Source organism: Leifsonia lichenia, assembly GCF_054780215.1.
This window is the reverse complement of record NZ_BAAGWT010000002.1, coordinates 56,967-76,775: the sequence shown is the minus strand read 5'-3', so window position 1 is coordinate 76,775 and position 19,809 is coordinate 56,967. Positions and strand designations below refer to the sequence as shown.

Here is a 19,809-nt window from a genome sequence, read left to right as displayed (position 1 = left end):
CTGCGCATTCTGGGGGCGGGCTCGATGCTCGCCGTGCTGCCGCTCAACGCGCGGCGTGCGAGCTGCGACGCGGCTCAGACCCGTTCTGTCAGTGCGAGCAGCACCGCCGGAACGCTTGCGGAGAGCCGTTCCGGGAAGGTGCGCTCGTCTCCGGAGAGCAGCGCGCGGGCCTCGCCGTTCGCGCAGAGCTCTGCGATCACGCGCACGGCCTCCTCCGGCGCGATCGTGAAGCGGCGGTGGGCGGTCTCGAGCGCTTCGACGACGATGTCGGTGAGCTGGGCGAAGAACGCATCCTGCGACTGGAGGAAGTCGGCGGAGATCGCGGGATCGCGGAGTGCGAGCAGCAGGAACTCGGTCTGCACCAGCCACCAGCGTCGGTCGTCGGACTGGAGTTCGAGCACCTTCGTGATGATCTCGACGACCTCGTCGTCTCCGAGGGCGGCAGCGTCGTCCTCGGTCGGCACCACGTACTGCGCGACGCCGGCCCTGAGCTGCTGGATGCGCATCGACATCTCACGCTCCATCAGGGCGAAGAACAGCTCCTCCTTGGTGGAGAAGTTGGAGTAGAAGGCGCCGCGGGTGAACCCTGCGGCCTCCGTGATCATCTCGACGCTGGCGGCGTGGACGCCGTGCTCGGCGAAGATGTCGAACGCGGCGTCGAGCAGGCGCGATCTGGTTTTCTGGCGCCGTGCGGACTCGGTCGGCGCTTCGTTTCTGAGAGCTGTCGTTTCCAAGCTGAAACCTTCCTGAACTGAGTTCCAGATACACCAGTGTATCCGATACATTCGGGTATCGGATACGACGGTGTATCGAACCCCACTGCCTCACTCTTCACCCGATTATCTAGGAGAACGCGTGTCCTCGATTCTGTATTCGATCGGCCGCTGGGCGTTTCGCGCCCGCAAACTGGTCGTCTCTCTCTGGATCGTGCTCCTGGTCGCCCTCGGCGGCGGCGCCGTGCTGTTCAACCAGGGCACGGACAACTCGTTCAGCATCCCTGGCACGGAGTCGCAGGAAGCGCTCGACACCCTCAGCCGCACCTTCCCGCAGGTCAGCGGCACGTCGGCGCAGCTCGTGGTCGTCGCACCGAAGGGCGACTCCGTCACGGACGCGGCGGTCAAGCCGCCGGTCGAGGACACGGTCGCACACCTGAAGAAGCTCGACGGCGTCTCCGGCGTCACCGACCCGTTCAGCGACCAGGTGAAGGGCTCGGTCTCCGACGACGGCTCGGCCGCCATCGTCACCGTGCAGCTTGAGGGGCAGATCACCACGGTCCCCGCCGACACCAAGACCGAACTGCAGGATGCGGGCACGGCGCTCCAGAAGCAGCTCCCCGACGGTTCGCAGGTCGCCGTGGGCGGGCAGCTCTTCTCGCAGAGCCTGCCGACCCTCAGCCTCACCGAACTGCTCGGCGTCGGCATCGCGCTCGTCGTTCTCGTACTCACCTTCGGCTCGTTCCTGGCCGCCGGGATGCCGCTGCTGACAGCGCTGCTCGGCGTCGGCCTGTCGATGGCGCTCATCTTCATCGCCACCCTATTCGGGCCCATCTCCTCCACGACGCCGCTGCTCGCGCTGATGCTGGGGCTCGCGGTCGGAATCGACTACTCGCTCTTCATCATCTCGAGGCATCAGAGCCAGTTGAAAGCGGGCGTCGATCCGGAGGAGTCTGCCGCGCGGTCGGTCGCGACCGCTGGGTCGGCGGTGCTGTTCGCCGGGATCACGGTGATCATCGCGCTGCTCGGGCTGTCGGTGGCGAACATCCCGTTCCTGACGACGATGGGCGTCGCCGCCGCAGCGGCCGTCGCTGTCGCCGTGCTCATCTCGCTGTCGCTGACGCCCGCGCTGCTCGGGTTCGCCGGTGCGAGGATCACGCCGGGCCGGCGCGCGGCCAAGCGGGCCGCACGCCAGGCTGCGAGGGCGGCAGCGCGCTCGGGAGACGACGCGACCTCCGCTGTCCCGTCGGAGACGGCGACCGCGACCGCAGCCACCGCCACCGCCACGGCTCCGACGCTCGCGCACGCGGCCAAGGCCGACGTTCCTCCCGGGTTCTTCCGCGGCTGGGTGCGCACCGTGACCCGGTTCCCGATCGTCACGATCGTCGCGGTCGTCGCCGTGCTCGGCATCGCCGCCATCCCCGCCGCCCAGCTCCGCCTCGCGCTGCCCGACGCCGGCTCGCACGCGGAGGACGACCCGGCCCGCATCGCGTACGACCTCATCTCCGAGCACTTCGGACCCGGATACAACGGCCCGCTCATCGTGACGGGCTCGATCATCTCGAGCACCGATCCCGTCGGCCTCATGACGAAGATCGGCGACGAGCTCGCCGCCATGCCCGGCGTCGCCGCCGTGCCGCTCGCCACCCCCAACCAGACAGCGGACACCGGCATCGTGCAGGTCATCCCGACCACCGGCCCCGACTCGGAGAAGACGGCGCAGCTCGTCTCCGACATCCGCGCCAAGCACCAGCACTTCCTCGACGAGTACGGCGTCGACCTCAAGGTCACCGGCAACACCGCGGCGCAGATCGACGTCTCCGACCGGCTGGGCGGCGCCCTGCTGCCGTTCGGCATCCTGGTCGTCGGCCTCTCGCTCGTGCTGCTGACGATGGTGTTCCGCTCGATCGCCGTGCCGATCAAGGCGGCGCTCGGCTATCTGTTGTCCGTTGGCGCCGCCTTCGGAGCGGTGACCGTCGTCTTCGAGTGGGGCTGGCTGTCGGATGCGCTCAACGTGGCCAAGACGGGCCCGGTGATCAGCTTCATGCCGATCATCCTGATGGGCGTGCTCTTCGGGCTGGCGATGGACTACGAGGTCTTCCTGGTGAGCCGCATCCGAGAGGACTACGTGCACGGCGGGAACGCCAGGCGCGCCGTCGAGAGCGGGTTCGTCGGCTCGGCCAAGGTGGTGACGGCCGCCGCGATCATCATGATCTCGGTCTTCGCCGCGTTCGTGCCGGAGGGCGACACCTCGATCAAGCCGATCGCCCTGGGGCTCGCCGTCGGCGTCTTCGTCGACGCGTTCATCGTGCGGATGACCCTGGTGCCCGCCGTCCTCCAGTTGCTCGGCGACAAGGCGTGGTGGATGCCGCGCTGGCTCGACCGCATCCTGCCGTCGTTCGATGTGGAGGGCGACGGACTGCAGAAGGAGCTCGACCTGGCCGACTGGCCGGAGCCGGGCGGACGCTACATCGCCGCAGCGGACGGTCTGGCGATCAGCGCGAAGAAGCGGCGCCTGTTCACCGATGTCTCGTTCCGGATCTCCGACGGCGACGTGCTCGTCGTGCACGGCGACGACCGCACGGCGTCCCTGGCGCTGCTCATGGCGATCACCGGACGCACCAGAACGGACGCGGGAACGATCAAGGTCGCCGGGCTCGCCCTGCCGACCCGCGCCGCCGGGGTCCGCTCCCGCACCGCCGTCGTCCGCCTCGGCGCGACGGAGACCCCCGTCGACGACGTGCGGAGGGCACTCGCCGGTCACCCGCAGGTGCTGGCGATCGACTCCGCAGACGCGATCACCGACCCGGTGGAACGCAGGCGCATCCGGTACGAGCTCTCCGACGCCGTGAACCGCGCCCGGATCGAGGAGCGTCCGTTCGCGCTCGTCGTGAGCGTCGTCGACCCTGCCGGCCTCGACGACGTGCTGCCGGACAGCGTCGACCCGACCTCGATCGTCGTGACAGACCAGCTCGGCCGCCACGGCGAGCACACGGCCCACCAGCCCGGCGTTCCGGCGCACACCGTGCCGGCGCACACCGCAGGCAGCACCACCGACAGTTCGACAGACAGCACCACCGAGAAGGCGATCGTCCGATGACCACTCCGACCTCCCCGCTCCGCCGCCCGCGCTCCCTGTTCTCCCTCGAACGGATGCGCTCCGACCGCCGCGTCACCTGGCTCACCATCGCGGGCCTGCTGCTGGTGCCGCTCGTCATCGGCGGCCTTCTCGTCTGGGCGCTGTGGAACCCGACCGACCGGCTCAGCGACGTGAAGGCGGCGGTCGTCAACCTCGACCAGCCGGTGCAGATCAACGGCCAGACCGTGCCGCTCGGCCGCCAGCTCTCCGCCGGTCTGCTCAACGGCAAGAGCGACAACTACTCCTGGGTGCTCACCGACCAGAAGGATGCGGACGCCGGACTCGCCGACGGAACATACGTCTCGGTCGTCACCATCCCGAAGGACTTCTCGAAGGCCGCAACCTCACCGTCCGGCTCCGCGGCGGACGCGGAGCAGGCGACCATCGACGTGCAGACCAGCGAGAAATCGAAGCTGGTCGACCCCGCGATCAGCCAGGCGGTGACCACGACGGCAACGTCCGTGCTGAACACGCAGCTCACCTCCACCTACCTGGAGAACGTCTACGTCGGCTTCAACACGCTGCACGACCAGATCGCGAAGGCGGCGAGCGGCGCGACGGAGCTCTCCGGAGGAGTGTCGCAGCTCGCGTCCGGCGCACACCAGCTCGGCGACGCTTCCACACAGCTCGCAGCGGGCGCATCCTCCCTGTCGGGCGGCGTCGGCCAGCTCTCGGACGGCGTCTCCTCGCTCGCGGGAGGTCTGACGACGCTGCAGCAGCAGACGTCCGGCCTTCCCGCTCAGACCCAGCAGCTCGCCGCCGGCACAGCAGGGGTGTCCAGCGGCGTGAACGCGACCGTGTCCGGCCTGCAGAAACTGGCGGCGGGATGCGCGGCCGTCCACGGCGCGTCGGACCCGATCTGCGCCGGCCTCCAGCAGACCATCGCCGGGATGACCACCGGCCAGGGCGGCAACCCGAGCCTGGTGGATGCGGCCGGTTCGGTCGCGACGGGGACGCAGCAGCTCGCCGCGGGGATGCCGGCACTCACCGCCGGGATCGGACAGAGTGCGTCCGGCGCGAACCAGCTCGCGTCCGGCGCCACGCAGTCGGCGTCGGGAGCGTCGCAGCTCGCCGACGGAGCGCAGCAGCTCGCCACGGGCGTGACCGGGCTGGCGACCGGCGCAGACCAGACCAGCGCCGGCACCGCATCCCTCGCCTCCGGGCTCACCGAGGCGACGGCCAAGCTGCCGAGCTACTCCAGCGACGAGCGCTCCAACCTCGCCACGGTCGCGGCGCAGCCGGTGACCCAGAAGTCGACGGACACCAGCGGGTTCGGCCAATCGAGCATCCCGCTGTTCGGCGCGGTCGCGCTGTGGCTCGGCGCCCTCGCGACCTTCCTCGTGCTGCAGGCGGTGTCGCGCAGGGCGATCCTCACCACGCGGGCATCCGGCAGGATCGCGCTCGACGGCTTCCTCCCCGCCGCCGCGATCGGCGCCGTGCAGGGCGTGTTCGTGGCGGGCATCATGCAGTTCGCGCTGTCGCTCGATGCCGGTCACTGGTTCGGCTTCGCCGGGGTCGCGATAGCCGTCGGCGTCGCCTTCGCCGCGGTGAACCACGGGCTCGTGGCGTTGCTCGGCGGGATCGGGCGGTTCGTGTCGATGCTCGTCGTCGTCGTGACCCTCGCGGCCGGGATCGTGTCGACCGTGCCCGGGTTCTTCACCAGTGCGATGCAGTGGTTCCCGACCTCGGCGGCGATCACCGCGTTCCGCGGCGTCGTCGAGTCGACGGACGGGGTCTGGCGAGGCCTCGGCGGCCTGCTGCTCTGGGCGGCGCTCGGCTTCGCGCTCTCCCTCATCGCCGTCGCCCGCAAGCGCATCGTCCGCGTCGCCCAGCTCCTCCCCGCCGAGTGAGCAATCGAGCCCGCAGTTATTCACGCATCCCCCCGGCGTGTCGCGTGCATAACTGCGGGCTCGATGGCTGGGCGGGTGCGGGAGCGGGGGTCAGAGAGTGAGGGAGAGGGCGAGGGTGGCGAGGATGACGGTGACGGGGGCGACGATCAGGCCGAGGAGCATGTAGCGGCTCCAGCGGATCTGCACGTCGAACGACGTGAGGCGCTGGTGCCAGAGCAGGGTCGCGAGCGACGCCCACGGTGTGATGAGCGGCCCGACGTTCACGCCGATCAGCAGGGCGACCAGCCGCACAGGAGTGTCTGCCGACGGTTCGAGGGCGAGATAGGCGGGAAGGTTGTCGATCGCGTTCGCCCCGACCATCCCGGTCAGCGCCAGGCGCAGCAGCGCGAGCGGCGACTCGCCCGTGCCGGAGACGACGGAGAGCAAGTGGCCGAGTCCCACCGCGTGCAGCGCCTCGATGAACAGGAACAGACCGGAGGCCAGCACCACGAGTTGCCACGGCACCAAGCCGAACCGCAGCACCGCCCGGCGTCGCACCAGGAACACCGCGCCGAGCACCACGGCCGCGGCCGACGCCGGCAGCCAGACCGGGATGCCGGACACCAGCAGCGGGATGAGGGCGACCACCACCGCGGCGCTCCACCAGAACAGCACGGGGTCCTCGATGCCGTCCTCCTCCCCCGTCACGTAGCGGGTGAGCAGGCGACGGCGGTAGATCAGGAAGATCGCGACCACAGGGACGACGATGGCCACCAGGGCCGGCACGACCGTCAGCGCCGCGAACTGCAGGGGGCTCGGATCGCCCATCGCGTGCTGCGCGAGCAGGTTGGTCAGGTTCGAGACGGGAAGCAGCAGGGAGCCGGTGTTCGCCAGCCACACGGTGGTCAGGGCGAACGGCAGCGGGTCGAGCCCGGCGTGCCTGGCGAGCACGATCACCACGGGGGTGAGCAGCACGGCCGTCGTGTCGAGCGACAGGAAGATCGTGCTGAGCGCCGCGACGGCGGCGACCAGCAGCCAGAGCACCCACGCTCGCCCGCGACCCCAGCGCGCGGTCTGCTGCGCGACGGCGGTGAAGAGACCGGCCTCGGCGGCCAGTTCGGTGACCACGGTGACGGCGACCACGAACAGCAGGATGGGCCACACCCGGTCCCAGAGCTCCGCCACCTCCGGCACGGGCAGGATTCCGGTTGCGACCGCGACGATGCCGAGCACGAGGAGCACGGCGCCGACGATCGCGGTACGCATCCATCCTCCTTCGAGCCATCGGCCGCCATCCGGCGCCGCCGACTTCTCGGCGCGCCTCTGCGAGCGTACGCTACGGAAGGCACCCGGTAGCGTTGACCGGAAGCGAAAGGATGCGGATGCGCAAGTTCATTTTCAATGGAGCGATCATCAGTGCTGCCTTCGGGCTCTGGACGACCATCCAGACCACCCGCTCCGGAGCGAAGGACTGGCGGGTGCCTCTGCTCTGGATCAGCGCGGCCCTCTCGCTCGTGATCGCCGTCGGCACCGTGCTCGAAGAGTCGAAAGAAGCCGAGATCAGCGAGAAATCGCGCTGATCGCACGGCGTGTCCGCGCCGAATCTGAGTTTTATTCCAGGACACTTGTATTCAAGTGCAAGAACAGCCTGGAAGGGGTTGGACCATGTTTGGTCGTAGGCGGCACGCCGCCGCGGTTCCGGCGGCCCTGGCACCGGTTCCCCCGGTCCCGCAGTTGACGGACGCGCAGATCCTCGAACTCGTGCACACCAAGGTGGCCGAGTTGATCGGCGAGCACGGTGAATGGACCGTGTCACGCCGCGCCGCAGACGACACCGACACGATCTTCCACTCCGTGCTGGCGCAATCGGTCAGCCTCAGCATCACGACCGCTCTGGTGGATGCACGCCAGCGCGTCGCCGCGGGCGAGACCATCGCTACCGCAGAGCCGCAGCACCTCGCGCCGGAGACCGGCACGGAGAACGGCGCAGCCACGGACGCCGTCACGGACGCCGACTCCTCCGTTGTCGATGCCGACGCAGCAACGTCCGCACCGGCCGACGCAGCATCCATCGCGAACGACGAGCCCGCCGCCTTCGGCTGGGAGCCAGCCCCGATCACCGTCTGGACCGACCTGCGCAAGCCGGTCACCGGTGAGATCCCCACGCTCGCCGAGCGCTCAGCCGCCTAAGTCCCGCACGCATCCATCGAGCCCAGGCTCTCTCACCCGACACGCCGTGTCGAACAGTGAGGAAGCCTGGGCTCGATTGCGTGGGGCGTCAGATGCGGCGTCAGCCGATGGGGCGCCAGGCGGAGGGGCCGCGGGAGCCTGCGCGGTAGGTGGTGAGGGGCACCTCGTCCTTCTGCCACTCGGAGACCACGGGGGCGACGATGCGCCAGCACTCCACGGCGGTGTCGCCGCGGACGGAGAGCGACGGGTCGCCGTCGAGGATCCCCTCCAAGACCTCGCCGTACGCCAGAAGCTGACCGGGGCCGAACTCCACCGAGAGGGACGCCCGCTCGATCTCGGTCGGGTCGCCGGGGCCGTTGATGTTGAGGTCGAGCGACATCTCGTCCGGCGCGAGCATGATGCGCAGCTTGGTCGGCTCCTTGACGCCCTTCAGCCCGGTCGGGATGTGCGGGGCCGGCTTGAACGTGACGACGATCTCACGGCGCCGCTCCCCGAGCGCCTTGCCGGAGCGCAGCGTGAACGGCACACCGGCCCAGCGCCAGGTGTCGATCTGGAACGCGACCTCGGCGAGCGTCTCCGTCTCGCGGGCCGGGTCGACGCCGGGCTCCTTCGCGTACGACGGCACCTTCTCGCCCTCGACAGCGCCCGCCGTGTACCTGGCGCGCCTGCTCGACTCCAGCGGGCTGTCGTTCCAGACGCGCGTCGCGCGGAGCACGGCGCCCTTCGCATCCCGGATGTCCTGGGCGCCCATCGTCGACGGCGGCTCCATCGCGAGCACGGCGAGCACCTGCAGCAGGTGGCTCTGGATCATGTCCACCATCGCGCCCGCCTTGTCGTAGTAGCGGGCCCTGCCTTCGAGCCCGAGGGTCTCGTCGTAGATCACATCGACCCTGTCGATGTGCTGGTTGCTCCACAGCGGCTCGAAGATGCGGTTGGCGAACCGCAGCCCCACCAGGTTGAACACGGTCGACCGGCCGAGGAAGTGGTCCACCCGGTGGATCTGGTCTTCCGGGACGAGCTTCGCGAGCTGCTTGTTGAGCGCGATGGCGCTGCGCCGGTCGGTTCCGAACGGCTTCTCCAGCGCGAGCGTCGTGCCGGCGGGGAGGGTCAGCTTCTCCAGCGCCGTGCAGGCCAGCGCCGCGATGGCGGGCGGCAGCGCGAAGTAGAGCGCCGGCACGCCGTCAGCCGCGTCGAGGATGCGCTTCAGGTCGTCGGGATCGGTGACGTCTGCCTGCACGTACGTCGTACCGGCGAGCAGCGCATCCACGGCGGGACCGGAGCACTTCATCGTCTTGAACGCGGCGCGCACGACCGAACGCCAGTGCGCGTTGGTCCAGTCCTCGACGCCGGAGCCCACCAGCTTCACCGACCGTTCTGGGTGATCCGTCAGCAACTGGCCGAGAGCGGGAAGGAGGAGTCTGGACGAAAGATCGCCGCTCGCTCCGAGAATCACGAGAGTGGTCACCTGCTGCGTCATGTCCATCACAGTACGGCCATACTGGAACACATGTCGCTCCCCATCGAGGATTACGCCCTGATCAGTGACTGCTTCACCGGGGCACTCGTCGGACGGGACGGCAGCATCGACTGGCTCTGCCTCCCCCGCTACGACGCGCAGTCCATGTTCGGCGCGCTCCTCGGCACCGAGGACCACGGCCGCTGGCTGCTCGCGCCCTCCGACCCCGCTGCGCACTCGGAGCGCCGCTACGAGGGCGACACCATGATCCTCGTCACCACCTGGAGCACCGCGGACGGCGAGGTCGAGGTCACCGACGCGATGCCGATGGGCGACGGCCGCGCCGACCTCGTGCGACGGGTGCGGGGCATCCGCGGCACCGTACGGATGCGGCAGGATCTGCGCATCCGGTTCGGCTACGCCTCCGCGATGCCCTGGGTGCGCAAAGACGAATCGGAGCATCCGCCTGCGCTGATCGCGGTCGCGGGCCCGGACGCCATCGTCGTGCGCGGCTCGTCCCTCCGCGCGACGGACCACTCGCACTCCGGCGAGTTCAGCATCACCGCAGGCGAGACCATCGACCTCAGCCTCACCTGGTTCCGCTCCCACCGGCACACCCCGTCGGCGCCGAACGTGGAGAAGGCGCTCGCCCGCACGCGCGACTGGTGGACGACGTGGGCGGAGGGCTGCGAGCACGACGGCCCGTACCGGGCGGAAGTGGTGCGCTCACTGCTGCTCCTGCGTGCCCTCACCCACCTGCAGACCGGTGGCATCGTCGCCGCAGCCACCACCTCGCTGCCGGAGAGCTTCGGCGGCGAACGCAACTGGGACTACCGCTACGTCTGGCTGCGGGATGCGTCGCTCACCATCTCCGTGCTGCTCGCCCACGGCTACGACGACTACGTCGACCACTGGCGCGACTGGCTGCTGCGCGCCGTCGCCGGCGACCCGAGCGACGTGCAGATCATGTACGGGCTGTCCGGCGAACGCGACCTCACCGAGCGGGAGATCACCACACTGCCCGGCTACCAGGGCGCCTCGCCCGTTCGGGTCGGCAACGGCGCATCCACCCAGTTCCAGGCCGATGTGATCGGCGAGGTGATGCTCGCGCTCGACCACGGCCGCCGCAACGGGGTCACGGAGACCCGGCTGTCGTGGGCATTGCAGCGGGCGCTGATGGGCTACCTGGAGGAGCACTGGCACGAGGCGGATCACGGCATCTGGGAGATCCGCGGCGTCCCGCGGTTCTTCACGCACTCGCGGGCGCTGGTCTGGGCTGCATTCGACTGCGCCATCCGCGCCGTCGAGGACCACGGCCTCGACGGCCCCGTCGACCGGTGGCGCGCGCGCAGGGACGAGGTGCGTGCGGACATCGAGGCCCACGGCTTCGACGCCGAGCGCGGCACGTACGTGCAGACCTTCGGATCGACCGAGGTCGACGCCTCGCTGCTGCAGCTCGCCCAGGTGGGCTACTGCGACTGGAACGACCCGCGGATGCTCGGCACGGTGCGGGCGCTGGAGACCGACCTGATGCGCGACGGCCTGCTGTTGCGGTATCACACGGAGAACGGGGTGGACGGCCTGCCGCCCGGCGAGCATCCCTTCCTCGCCTGCTCGTTCTGGCTGGTCGAGCAGTATGCGCGCTCCGGCAGGATCGACGACGCCACCGCGCTGATGGACCGGCTGGTCGCGCTCGCAAACGACGTCGGGATGCTGTCGGAGGAATACGACGTCTCCGGCAGGTCCCAGGTCGGCAACACGCCGCAGGCGCTCACCCACCTGACCCTGGTGCGCGCCGCCGACGCCATCGCGGATGCGCTCGGGCTCGGCCACGCACCGACCAGAAGTGTCGTGCACCACCGGCGGTAGACTCAGTGACCGTGTTCCACCCTCAACCGGATGCGTCCAGACGGGATGCAACGTGCCCGTGGAGTCCAGCATGACTGACGCGTCGACCGTCGTAGAGACCAGCCTCGGCGAACACCTCGAGCTCGGGTCACCGTGGGTGACCATCGTCTGGAACGATCCGGTCAACCTGATGTCGTATGTCAGCTACGTCTTCCAGAGCTACTTCGGCTTCTCGCGCGCTGAGGCTGAGCGGCTGATGCTGCTGGTGCACAACGCCGGTCGCGCTGTCGTGGCGACGGGGACGCGTGAGGAGATGGAACGGCACGTGGAGGCCATGCACGACTTCGGACTGTGGGCGACGCTCACCAAGGCGGACGCGTGAAGCCGTTCCGGCGCGCGAGGGACGGCGCGATCGTCGCCGTCTTCGAGCACGAGGAGGCCGAGGTCATCGCACGGCTGGCGGGAGAGGCGGCCGAGCTGGTCGAGTCCGTGCGCTCCGGCGTCGATCCGTCGAGCGACCCTGCGCTGCGCAGGCTGCTCCCGGATGCGTACCCCGAGGACGCGGAGGCGTCGGCCGAGTTCCGGCGCTTCACCGCCGACGGTCTCGCCGAGCGCAAGGCGCTCAACGCGGTCACGGTGGTGGAGTCGCTGAGCGCAGCAGGGCGCCAGGGAGGCGCTGGCGGCTCGGCGGGCGCGCGCGGCCGCATCGAGGTGCGGCTCGACGCGCACGACGCGGGAGCGTGGATGCGCGCCATCGGCGACATCCGCCTCGTGCTGGCCTCCCGGCTCGGCATCGTCGAGGACGGCGACGAGGGAGATGTGCACGACGACGAGACCACGCTGCTGCGCGCGATCTACGACTGGCTGGCGTTCGTGCAGGACACGCTCGTCAACGCGCTGTGGAAGGGCGGCCGGTAGCAGCACGCTGCTGCGCGCGACGCTGCGCCGCGCGACGCTGCTGCGCGCTACGCCGCGGCGCGCGCCCGCCCGCGATCAGACCGGGAAGCGCACAGCTGCAGCCGCCGCAGCTCCACCGGGGATCTCCTCAGCGCGCAGAGCGTAGACGGTCGCCTTGGACGCCAGCGCACGCCGCAGGATCTCGTCGACGACACCGTAGTTTCCGGGCTCGTCCTCGTCCGCGTATGCGATCGCTCCTGTCTCCTCGTCGAGGGTGCCGGGCACGCGCCTGTCGATGTCGACGATGAGCGACTCGACGGCGCCGTATGTCGCCGCTCTGGCGATGTCGCTCAGGTCGGTGGTGGCCGTCCCCGCCGCCATCCGGGCCTCCAGGTCCGACTTCAGCCGCTCGGCCTTGGCCGCGTATACCCGGTCGAGCACGAGGCGCGCCTCGGCGGCGAGGTCCTCGTCCGTCTTCTCCTCCGGGTTGCCCGTGATGGTCTGGGAGACGAGCTTCGGATAGGTGTTGGCGTTGCGGAAGATGCCGATCAGCGGCTCGGCCGCTGCGAGGATCAGCGGGTCGGTCGAGTTCGCCAGGATCGGGTGCAGCGCACGCTCGATGGACTGGACGTATTCGAGCATCCTGACCTTCTGCCCCTCGGAGCCCTGGATGCGTCCGTCCGGCGCCCTGCCGCTGATCGAGGCGAGCCCCGCGGCAGAGGCGACGTCCTTCGGCAGGCCGGGAACGTCGATCGTCGCTGCCGGCGCCTGCGGCGAGACCTGGATGAGGCGGACCGAGTTCTGGGCGAGGGCGAGGATCAGCGCGGTCTGCGGGAAGGTCACCGTGCGCAGCAGCGGCTTGACGTAGAAGCGGTCGGCGATGTCGCAGGACGATCCGAGCCGGTTGGGCAGGCGGAACGTCTCGCTGAGGTCGCCGTCGAGGAACACCGCGAGCGACCGCGACTGGTAGCGCCAGAAGTCCCTGTCTTCGAGGATGGCCTCCCCCTCGCGCTGGATCGCGGCGATCCGCGCTTTCGGGATGCCGTCCTCCTCGAGCTTCCTGACCGCCTGAGCGAGGTGGTTCTTGAGTTCGATCCTTGCGCGGTCTGCTTCGGCTGGGACGGTTCCGGTCGGGAGGTAGATGGTCACGCATCCCGGCTGCCGCAGCGCCGCGATCCTTTCGATGTCGGCCTTCGTGGGAATGTCTTTGTATTCCATTTCCGACTCCCTCGCTCGAACGCTGTGCGGTCTCGCCAGTCTGGTCTCGCCCCCTCCCGTTGACAAGCCCTGAAAACGCGCCTACGTTAACCTAAACCGGTTTAGACGCAAAGGACGCAACGATGCGACACCTCGAAATCCACAGCACGAAGCGACGTTCGGCAGCGGCCGTCGCCCTCATCCTGGGCACGGCGGTCGCAGCGACGATGGGCGCCATTCCGGCCCAGGCGGCCACCACAAGCCTCGCCGCATCCACCGCCGCCGCACCCGCCGCCGCGGCGCCAGCCAAGCTCACCAACCTTGCGCACCTCGACTGGCTGCAGGCGGACGTGCCGCTGCTGGCGGGCGTCGCAGGCCACACCACGTATCGCCAGGCAGAGGAGCCGACCGCTCGGGCGCCCTGGGTCTACGCCGACCGCAACGCGGACGGCACCTTCACGCACGTCGGCGGCGGCCCCATCACGGATGCGGCCAAGGGCTGGTACGCGCAGGGCGCGTTCGACGCTGACGACATCTCCCGCGCCGCCGTCGTCTACCTGCGCGACTGGGCGCAGAACGGCACGGCGAGCAGCAAGCAGTCGGCGTACGAGCTGCTGCGCTCCCTCACCTACCTGCAGACCGCGACCGGCCCGAACGCGGGTGGCGTCGTGCTCTGGCAGCAGTCGGACGGCACACTGAACCCGTCCGCGATCCCGGTCGAACTCCCCGACCCGAGCGACTCGGCCGAGTCGTTCTGGCTCGCTCGCACGGTCTGGGCGCTCGGCGAGGGCTACGCGGGTTTCAGGACCGCCGACCCGGCGTTCGCGTCGTTCCTGAAAGAGCGGATGGACCTCTCCATCGCCGCCCTGCAGCGCCAGTCGCTGGCGAAGTACGGCAGCACGGCACAGGCCAACGGCGTCACCGTGCCAGCCTGGCTGATCGTCGGGAGCGCAAGCGCCACCTCAGAGGCGGTGCTCGGACTGAGCGCATACGTGAAGGCCGCGCCGGGCGACACCGCGGCGGCCACCGCTCTCTCCCGCTATTCGGAGGGGATCGCGAAACTCGCGAGCGGCGGCATCGGCCAGTGGCCGTTCGGCGCCATCCTCCCGGAGGCCAACTCCCCCACGTTCTGGCACGCCTGGGGCGGCATGGAGCCCGCGGCGCTCTCCCGCGCCGCGACGGTCCTCGGCCGCAGCGACCTGCAGTCGACCGCGGCCACCGACGCCGCACAGTTCACCGCCCAGCTCCTCGCCTCCGGCGGCCCGGACAACGGCTGGACCCCCACCCCGGCGGACACCACCCAGATCGCATACGGCGTCGACTCGCGCCTCGAAGGGCTGCTCGCCGTCGCCGACGCCACCAGCGCCGCAGGGCTCACCCAGCTCGCCGCCGCGCAGGCCGCCTGGTACTTCGGCGCCAACCCGGCAGGCGTGCCCGTCTACGATCCGGCCACCGGCGTGTGCGTCGACGGCATCGGCAGCGACAAGACCGTCAACCGCAACTGCGGGGCCGAGTCCGTCATCCACACCGAGCTGTCCATGCTGACCCTGGATGCGCATCCCGCCGTCGCGGCGCAGGCCACGGCCCTCACCCGCACCACCGCCACGGACGGTCTGACGGTCGTCGAAGCGGAGAACGGCACGCTGACCGGCTCCGCGAGCGTCGTCACGCCACCCTCGGCGTGGACGGGATCGGCCAACTGGTCGGGCGGGAAGTACGTGACGGCGAAGGCGGGAGACACGATCACCATCGCCCTTCCTGCAGGACACCCCGCGGCGAGCATCCTGCCGATCGCCGACCTCGGCTCCGGCGGATCGGGGAAGACCCTGTGGACCGCGACGGCCGGGAGGATCACGCTGCCCATCGGCACGAGCCTGAACGCTTCGAACGGCGCCCAGGGCATCGCCCCGACGACCGTGTACCTGAAGCCGCAGACGCTGCCGATCCCCGTGCTGCCCTCCGTCACGACGATCACGGCGCGAGTCGGCGGACAGGTGAGCCTCGACGCCGTGCTCGTGCAGCCGGTGGTCTCGCACCTCGGGCTGGCCGGAGCATCCACAGGTCTGGATGTGTACGTGAACGGCACGAAGCTGCCGACGCTGAAGAAGCTCGACAGCACCGGTCCTGTGACGGTGACCAGGTTCGACAGGACCGGCCACCAGGTCGGATCGCCCGCCAGGCTCGGCGGCCTCGCGATCGTCGTCGTCGAGGCGGGCGGCTTCACCACGGTGGTGCCGCGATGAGTTCCGGCACGGTCACGATCAACGACGTCGCCCGCGCGGCCGGGGTGAGCAAGGGACTCGTCTCCCTCGCCCTCAACGACCGCCGCGGGGTGGCGCCGGAGACCAGGGACCGCATCCTGGAGGCGGCGCGCGCCCTCGGCTGGAGCCCCAATCCGAGTGCCCGCGGCCTCAGCACCAAGCGCGCATACGCGCTCGGGCTGATCGTCAGGCGCGACCCGCACACCATCGAGGCCGACCCGTTCTTCGCGGCGTTCATCGCCGGTGTCGAGACGGTGCTCTCCGAGCGCGGACTGGTGCTCGTCCTGACGGTCGTGCCCGACGAGGAGGCGGAGCGCAGGGCGTACACGCGCCTCGCCGCCGACAAGCGCGTGGACGGCTTCCTGCTCACCGACCTGCTCGCCGACGACGCACGCATCCCGCTCATCGACGGGCTCGGGATGCAGGCGGTCTCCCTGGGAGAGCCGACCAACCGCACGCCGTTCCCCGTCATCAGCCGCGACTACGACACCGGCATCGACGAGCTCGTCGCCCACCTAGTCGACCTCGGGCACAGGAAGATCGTGCACGTCTCCGGCGACGAGCGGATGCTGCACGGCCGCAAGCGCCGGGAGCGCTACGAGCACGCGATGATCGCTGCCGGGCTCCGGCCCGTCGTCGTGCCGACCGACTTCTCCCCCGAGCAGGGAGCAGCGGCGACGAAGGCCCTCCTCGACGGCGCCGACCGGCCGACGGCGATCATCTACGGCAACGACCCCATGGCCATCGCCGGAATGGGCGTCGCCCACGAACGCGGCCTGCGCCTTCCCCACGACCTCTCGATCACCGGCCTCGACGGCTCGCAGATCGGGACGTACGTGTACCCGTCCCTGACCACTCTCGACAACGACCCGACCGGATGGGGCATCGCCGCCGCCACCGCACTGCTGCGGCTGGTGGAGAACGACGAACCGGCCGACGTCGCCCTGCCCCCAGCACGACTCGTCGTGCGCGCATCGACCGCGGCGCCCGCCGCCGGTCAGTGACCCACAGTAAGGAAGCATTATCATGCACAGACGCAGGATCATCCTCAGCATCGTCACGGCGGGTGCCATCGCAGGCGCCCTCGCGGCGTGCGGCTCGAGCGGGGGCGGCTCGTCCGACGCCATGAAGGCCAAGGGTCCCATCACCATCTGGTATTCGAACAACGCCCAGGAAGTGCAGTGGGGCAAGGCGATGGTCGCCTCCTGGAACTCCGCCCACCCGAAGGAGACCATCAAGGCTCAGGAGGTTCCGGCAGGCAAGAGCACGGAAGAAGTGCTCGGCGCTGCCATCACGGCAGGGACCACCCCGTGCCTCGTGTTCAACAATCTTCCAGCGGTCACCGGTCAGTTCGAGAAGCAGGGCGGCCTCGTCGACCTGTCGAAGTTCTCCGACGGCAACTCGTACATCACGGCCCGCAGCGGAAGCGCCGCCGACCAGTACAAGTCGGCGAACGGCGACTTCTACCAGATGCCGTGGAAGCAGAACCCGGTGATGATCTTCTACAACAAGGACATCTTCGCCAAGGCGGGCCTCGACCCGAACAACCCCGACCTGTCGACGTACGCCTCGTTCCTGGCCGCGGCCAAGCAGGTCACCTCCAGCGGAGCGGCGCAGTACGCCATCTACCCGGCGCCCACCAGCGAGTTCTTCCAGCCGAACTTCGACTACCTGCCGCTGCTGGCGGCGCAGACGGGCGGCAAGGGCCTGACCGAGAACGGCAAGGCCACGATCGACAGCACTGACGGCATCGAGGTCGCGAACTTCTGGAAGAGCATCTACTCCGCGGGCCTCGCCGGCAAGGAGCAGTTCCAGGGCGACGCGTTCGCTGACGGCAAGGCGGCCATGGCCATCGTCGGTCCCTGGGCCATCGCGTACTACGGCGACAAGGTGAAGTGGGGCTCCGTGCCCGTCCCGACCAAGGACGGCATCGCGGCAGACAAGACGTACACCTTCCCCGACGCCAAGAACGTCGGCATGTACACCTCGTGCAAGAACCAGGGCACGGCGTGGGACGTCCTCAAGTTCGCCACCAGCAAGGACCAGGACAACAAGCTCCTGAACGTCACCGGCCAGATGCCGATCCGTGACAACCTCGCCACGGTCTACGCCGACTACTTCGCCGCCCACCCGGCGTACAAGGAGTTCGGCGCCCAGTCCGCCCGCACGGTCGACGACCCGTCCGGCCCGAACACCGTCGCGCAACTGCAGGCGCTCCGGGATGCGTACACCAAGTCCGTGATCACCGGCTCCGGCAGCGTCGACGACGCGTTCAAAGCGGCGGCAGACAAGATCAACAAGCTGCAGACCCAGAAGTAGGCAGCAGATGTCCAGCATCCGCACCACCCCGGCGGCCGGGGGCAGCACTGCCCCCGCCGCCGGGCGGAAACCCCACGGCGGCCGCAGCCCCAACCAGGCCGCGAAGCCGCTACGACAGCGCATCTTCGGGCGCAACCCGCTCGGCTGGCTGTTCAGCGCACCGTATCTGCTGTTCGTCATCGTGATCTTCGCGTATCCGCTGCTGTTCGCGATCTACATGTCGTTCTTCGACTACTTCTTCGCAGCTCCCGGCGCGAACGTCGACCGGCCGTTCGTCGGTCTCGACAACTACGTGACGGCCTTCACAGACCCCGCGGTGCTGCAGTCTTTCGCCAACGTCGGCATCTTCCTCATCATCAACGTGCCGCTGACCGTCGTGCTCAGCATCGTGCTGGCGAGCGGCCTCAACAGCATCAAGCGGTTCCGCACCTTCCTACGGGTCAGCTACTACGTGCCGTACGTCACGGCGAGCGTCGCGATCATCGGCGTCTGGCTGTTCCTGTTCAATCAGGACGGCCTGGTCAACCAGATCCTCGGCCCGCTCGCTCCGAATCCGAGCTGGTTCGTCAACCCGACGCTGGCGATGCCGATGATCGCCGTCTACGTCACCTGGAAGCAACTCGGGTTCTACATCCTGCTCTACCTGGCAGCGCTGCAGAACGTTCCGACGGAGCTGTACGAGTCCGCATCCACCGACGGCGCAGGCCGCGTGCGGCAGTTCTTCTCGGTGACCGTGCCAGGGGTCCGCCCCGCGACCGTGCTCGTGCTGCTGCTGTCGACCATCGTCGGAGCCAACCTGTTCACCGAGCCGTACCTGCTGACAGGAGGCGGAGGGCCGAACGGCGCATCCACCTCCCCCGTGCTGCTGATCTACCAGCAGGGCATCCAGCAGGGCCACCCGGGGTATGCGGCAGCGATCGGCATCGTGCTCGTCGTCGTCGTGCTCATCATCGCCTTCTTGCAGAACCGATTCGCGGGAGACCGAGACTCATGACAACGACAGCAGCACCAGCATCCGGTGGCACCGGCGCGGCGCCGACCGGCAGGGACCGCGGCCGACCGCGCAAGCGCCGCAACGTCGACATGTCGTCGCCCAGGCGGCTCAGCCGCGGCCAGGCGATCCTGCAGGGCGTCGTGCTCACCATCGGGGCGGTGGCCTTCCTGTTCCCGTTCTACTACATGCTCGTCGGCTCGCTGCAGGCGACGCCGGACACGACCGTCGCCGGCGCGTTCCCCTCTCCTGGCAACCTGACGCTCAACAACTACGTCAACATCAACGATCGCATCAACCTGTGGAGCGGGCTCGGCAGTTCGGCGATCTTCACCGGCGGCGTGCTGCTGTGCACCGTGGTGTTCGGGCTGCTCGCCGGGTACGCGCTGTCGATCCTGCAGTGGCGCGGCCGCGGCGTGACGTTCGCGCTCGCCCTGCTCGTGCAGGTGGTGCCGTTCCAGCTCCTGATGGTGCCGCTCTACGTGCTGATCGCGCGCAACTACGGTCTCGCCGACAACTATCTCGGCATGATCCTCCCGTTCGCCATCAACTCCACAGCGGTGCTGATCTTCCGGCAGTACTTCCTGCAGATACCGAAGGAGCTGTTCGACGCCGCCCGCATCGACGGCGCAGGCGAGTTCATGATCCTCCGCAGGGTCGCGCTTCCGCTGGTGCGGCCTGCGCTCGTGACGGTGCTGCTGCTGACGTTCATCGGGCCGTGGAACGAGTTCCTCTGGCCGTTCCTGATCACCAAGGAGCAGACGATGCAGCCGCTCGCGGTCTCGCTGGCCAACTACATCAGCACGGTCGCGGCGTCGACCACCAACCCGTACGGCGCGATCCTCGCCGGCGCGGTCGTGCTCGCCGCGCCCGTCGTGGTGCTGTTCATCGTGTTCCAGCGCTACTTCACCTCGACCGACATCGGCTCCGGCGTGAAGGGCTGACCTGATCGCATCCCCCGTTTCCCGA

Annotated in this window: 16 protein-coding genes; 12 read left to right on the top strand and 4 right to left on the bottom strand. The window is 69.3% G+C overall.

Going from position 1 to position 19,809, the window contains the following annotated elements; genetic code table 11:
- Window positions 1-74: 74 nt before the first annotated feature.
- Entirely contained in the window at window positions 75-734 is a 660-nt protein-coding gene (locus tag ACYVGI_RS04890; protein WP_460631549.1) for a TetR/AcrR family transcriptional regulator, read from the bottom strand.
- 121 nt (window positions 735-855) lie between these two features.
- Between ACYVGI_RS04890 and ACYVGI_RS04885 the strand changes: the two genes are divergently transcribed.
- Window positions 856-3,813 (top strand): MMPL family transporter, encoded by a 2,958-nt coding sequence (locus ACYVGI_RS04885; protein WP_460631548.1) that lies wholly within the window; start codon window positions 856-858, stop codon window positions 3,811-3,813.
- Window positions 3,810-5,702 carry a YhgE/Pip domain-containing protein gene (locus ACYVGI_RS04880; RefSeq protein ID WP_460631547.1) on the top strand — a complete coding sequence of 631 codons (1,893 nt, stop codon included), beginning with the start codon at window positions 3,810-3,812 and terminating at the stop codon, window positions 5,700-5,702. The genes ACYVGI_RS04885 and ACYVGI_RS04880 overlap by 4 nt, the downstream gene beginning before the upstream one ends.
- Window positions 5,703-5,792: 90 nt before the next feature.
- On the opposite strand, the gene ACYVGI_RS04875 is transcribed toward ACYVGI_RS04880, so the two are convergent.
- Window positions 5,793-6,947, bottom strand: coding sequence for an SLC13 family permease (locus tag ACYVGI_RS04875; protein WP_460631546.1), 1,155 nt, complete (start codon window positions 6,945-6,947; stop codon window positions 5,793-5,795).
- A 116-nt stretch (window positions 6,948-7,063) separates the two neighbouring features.
- Between ACYVGI_RS04875 and ACYVGI_RS04870 the strand changes: the two genes are divergently transcribed.
- Window positions 7,064-7,261: a hypothetical protein gene (locus tag ACYVGI_RS04870; protein WP_085369532.1), complete on the top strand. Its 198-nt coding sequence runs from the start codon at window positions 7,064-7,066 to the stop codon at window positions 7,259-7,261.
- 85 nt (window positions 7,262-7,346) lie between these two features.
- On the top strand, window positions 7,347-7,871 hold the full coding sequence (locus ACYVGI_RS04865; protein ID WP_460631545.1) for a hypothetical protein: 525 nt from the start codon (window positions 7,347-7,349) through the stop codon (window positions 7,869-7,871).
- A 100-nt stretch (window positions 7,872-7,971) separates the two neighbouring features.
- On the opposite strand, the gene ACYVGI_RS04860 is transcribed toward ACYVGI_RS04865, so the two are convergent.
- Window positions 7,972-9,348, bottom strand: coding sequence for a glucose-6-phosphate dehydrogenase (locus ACYVGI_RS04860; protein WP_460631544.1), 1,377 nt, complete (start codon window positions 9,346-9,348; stop codon window positions 7,972-7,974).
- A gap of 30 nt (window positions 9,349-9,378) precedes the next feature.
- Here ACYVGI_RS04860 and ACYVGI_RS04855 point away from each other — a divergent pair, with 30 nt between their 5' ends.
- The 3 genes from ACYVGI_RS04855 (at window position 9,379) to ACYVGI_RS04845 (ending at window position 12,093) form a co-directional block, all read left to right on the top strand.
- On the top strand, window positions 9,379-11,196 hold the full coding sequence (locus tag ACYVGI_RS04855) for a glycoside hydrolase family 15 protein (protein WP_460631543.1): 1,818 nt from the start codon (window positions 9,379-9,381) through the stop codon (window positions 11,194-11,196).
- A gap of 70 nt (window positions 11,197-11,266) precedes the next feature.
- Window positions 11,267-11,557, top strand: coding sequence for an ATP-dependent Clp protease adapter ClpS (gene clpS / locus ACYVGI_RS04850; RefSeq protein WP_460631542.1), 291 nt, complete (start codon window positions 11,267-11,269; stop codon window positions 11,555-11,557).
- Window positions 11,554-12,093 carry a DUF2017 domain-containing protein gene (locus ACYVGI_RS04845; protein ID WP_460631541.1) on the top strand — a complete coding sequence of 180 codons (540 nt, stop codon included), beginning with the start codon at window positions 11,554-11,556 and terminating at the stop codon, window positions 12,091-12,093. The genes clpS and ACYVGI_RS04845 overlap by 4 nt, the downstream gene beginning before the upstream one ends.
- Before the next feature lie 75 nt (window positions 12,094-12,168).
- Here ACYVGI_RS04845 and ACYVGI_RS04840 read toward each other — a convergent pair whose 3' ends face one another.
- Window positions 12,169-13,290, bottom strand: coding sequence for a baeRF8 domain-containing protein (locus ACYVGI_RS04840; RefSeq protein WP_460631540.1), 1,122 nt, complete (start codon window positions 13,288-13,290; stop codon window positions 12,169-12,171).
- Window positions 13,291-13,412: 122 nt separating this feature from the next.
- On the opposite strand from ACYVGI_RS04840, the gene ACYVGI_RS04835 reads away from it, so the two are divergent.
- From ACYVGI_RS04835 to ACYVGI_RS04815, 5 genes are read left to right on the top strand one after another with little or no spacing between them, the layout of a single operon-like run.
- A complete protein-coding gene (locus ACYVGI_RS04835; protein ID WP_460631539.1) occupies window positions 13,413-15,512 on the top strand; it encodes a hypothetical protein in 2,100 nt (699 codons plus the stop codon).
- Window positions 15,509-16,534, top strand: coding sequence for a LacI family DNA-binding transcriptional regulator (locus ACYVGI_RS04830; RefSeq protein WP_460631538.1), 1,026 nt, complete (start codon window positions 15,509-15,511; stop codon window positions 16,532-16,534). Before ACYVGI_RS04835 ends, ACYVGI_RS04830 begins: the two co-directional genes overlap by 4 nt.
- Window positions 16,535-16,556: 22 nt before the next feature.
- Complete coding sequence (locus ACYVGI_RS04825) at window positions 16,557-17,849, top strand: ABC transporter substrate-binding protein (protein WP_460631537.1); 1,293 nt, start codon at window positions 16,557-16,559, stop codon at window positions 17,847-17,849.
- Window positions 17,850-17,856: 7 nt separating this feature from the next.
- Window positions 17,857-18,843 (top strand): carbohydrate ABC transporter permease, encoded by a 987-nt coding sequence (locus ACYVGI_RS04820; protein WP_460631536.1) that lies wholly within the window; start codon window positions 17,857-17,859, stop codon window positions 18,841-18,843.
- A complete protein-coding gene (locus ACYVGI_RS04815; protein WP_460631535.1) occupies window positions 18,840-19,784 on the top strand; it encodes a carbohydrate ABC transporter permease in 945 nt (314 codons plus the stop codon). Before ACYVGI_RS04820 ends, ACYVGI_RS04815 begins: the two co-directional genes overlap by 4 nt.
- Window positions 19,785-19,809 lie beyond the last annotated feature (25 nt).

What these genes read in the sequence shown, in the direction of transcription:
- ACYVGI_RS04860 (WP_460631544.1), bottom strand. Translation starts at nt 9,348, where the DNA reads ATGACGCAGCAGGTGACCACTCTCGTGATTCTCGGAGCGAGCGGCGAT.
- ACYVGI_RS04830 (WP_460631538.1), top strand. Translation starts at nt 15,509, where the DNA reads ATGAGTTCCGGCACGGTCACGATCAACGACGTCGCCCGCGCGGCCGGG.
- ACYVGI_RS04840 (WP_460631540.1), bottom strand. Translation starts at nt 13,290, where the DNA reads ATGGAATACAAAGACATTCCCACGAAGGCCGACATCGAAAGGATCGCG.
- ACYVGI_RS04875 (WP_460631546.1), bottom strand. Translation starts at nt 6,947, where the DNA reads ATGCGTACCGCGATCGTCGGCGCCGTGCTCCTCGTGCTCGGCATCGTC.
- ACYVGI_RS04870 (WP_085369532.1), top strand. Translation starts at nt 7,064, where the DNA reads ATGCGCAAGTTCATTTTCAATGGAGCGATCATCAGTGCTGCCTTCGGG.
- ACYVGI_RS04825 (WP_460631537.1), top strand. Translation starts at nt 16,557, where the DNA reads ATGCACAGACGCAGGATCATCCTCAGCATCGTCACGGCGGGTGCCATC.
- ACYVGI_RS04820 (WP_460631536.1), top strand. Translation starts at nt 17,857, where the DNA reads ATGTCCAGCATCCGCACCACCCCGGCGGCCGGGGGCAGCACTGCCCCC.
- ACYVGI_RS04865 (WP_460631545.1), top strand. Translation starts at nt 7,347, where the DNA reads ATGTTTGGTCGTAGGCGGCACGCCGCCGCGGTTCCGGCGGCCCTGGCA.
- ACYVGI_RS04835 (WP_460631539.1), top strand. Translation starts at nt 13,413, where the DNA reads ATGCGACACCTCGAAATCCACAGCACGAAGCGACGTTCGGCAGCGGCC.
- clpS (WP_460631542.1), top strand. Translation starts at nt 11,267, where the DNA reads ATGACTGACGCGTCGACCGTCGTAGAGACCAGCCTCGGCGAACACCTC.
- ACYVGI_RS04815 (WP_460631535.1), top strand. Translation starts at nt 18,840, where the DNA reads ATGACAACGACAGCAGCACCAGCATCCGGTGGCACCGGCGCGGCGCCG.
- ACYVGI_RS04880 (WP_460631547.1), top strand. Translation starts at nt 3,810, where the DNA reads ATGACCACTCCGACCTCCCCGCTCCGCCGCCCGCGCTCCCTGTTCTCC.
- ACYVGI_RS04855 (WP_460631543.1), top strand. Translation starts at nt 9,379, where the DNA reads ATGTCGCTCCCCATCGAGGATTACGCCCTGATCAGTGACTGCTTCACC.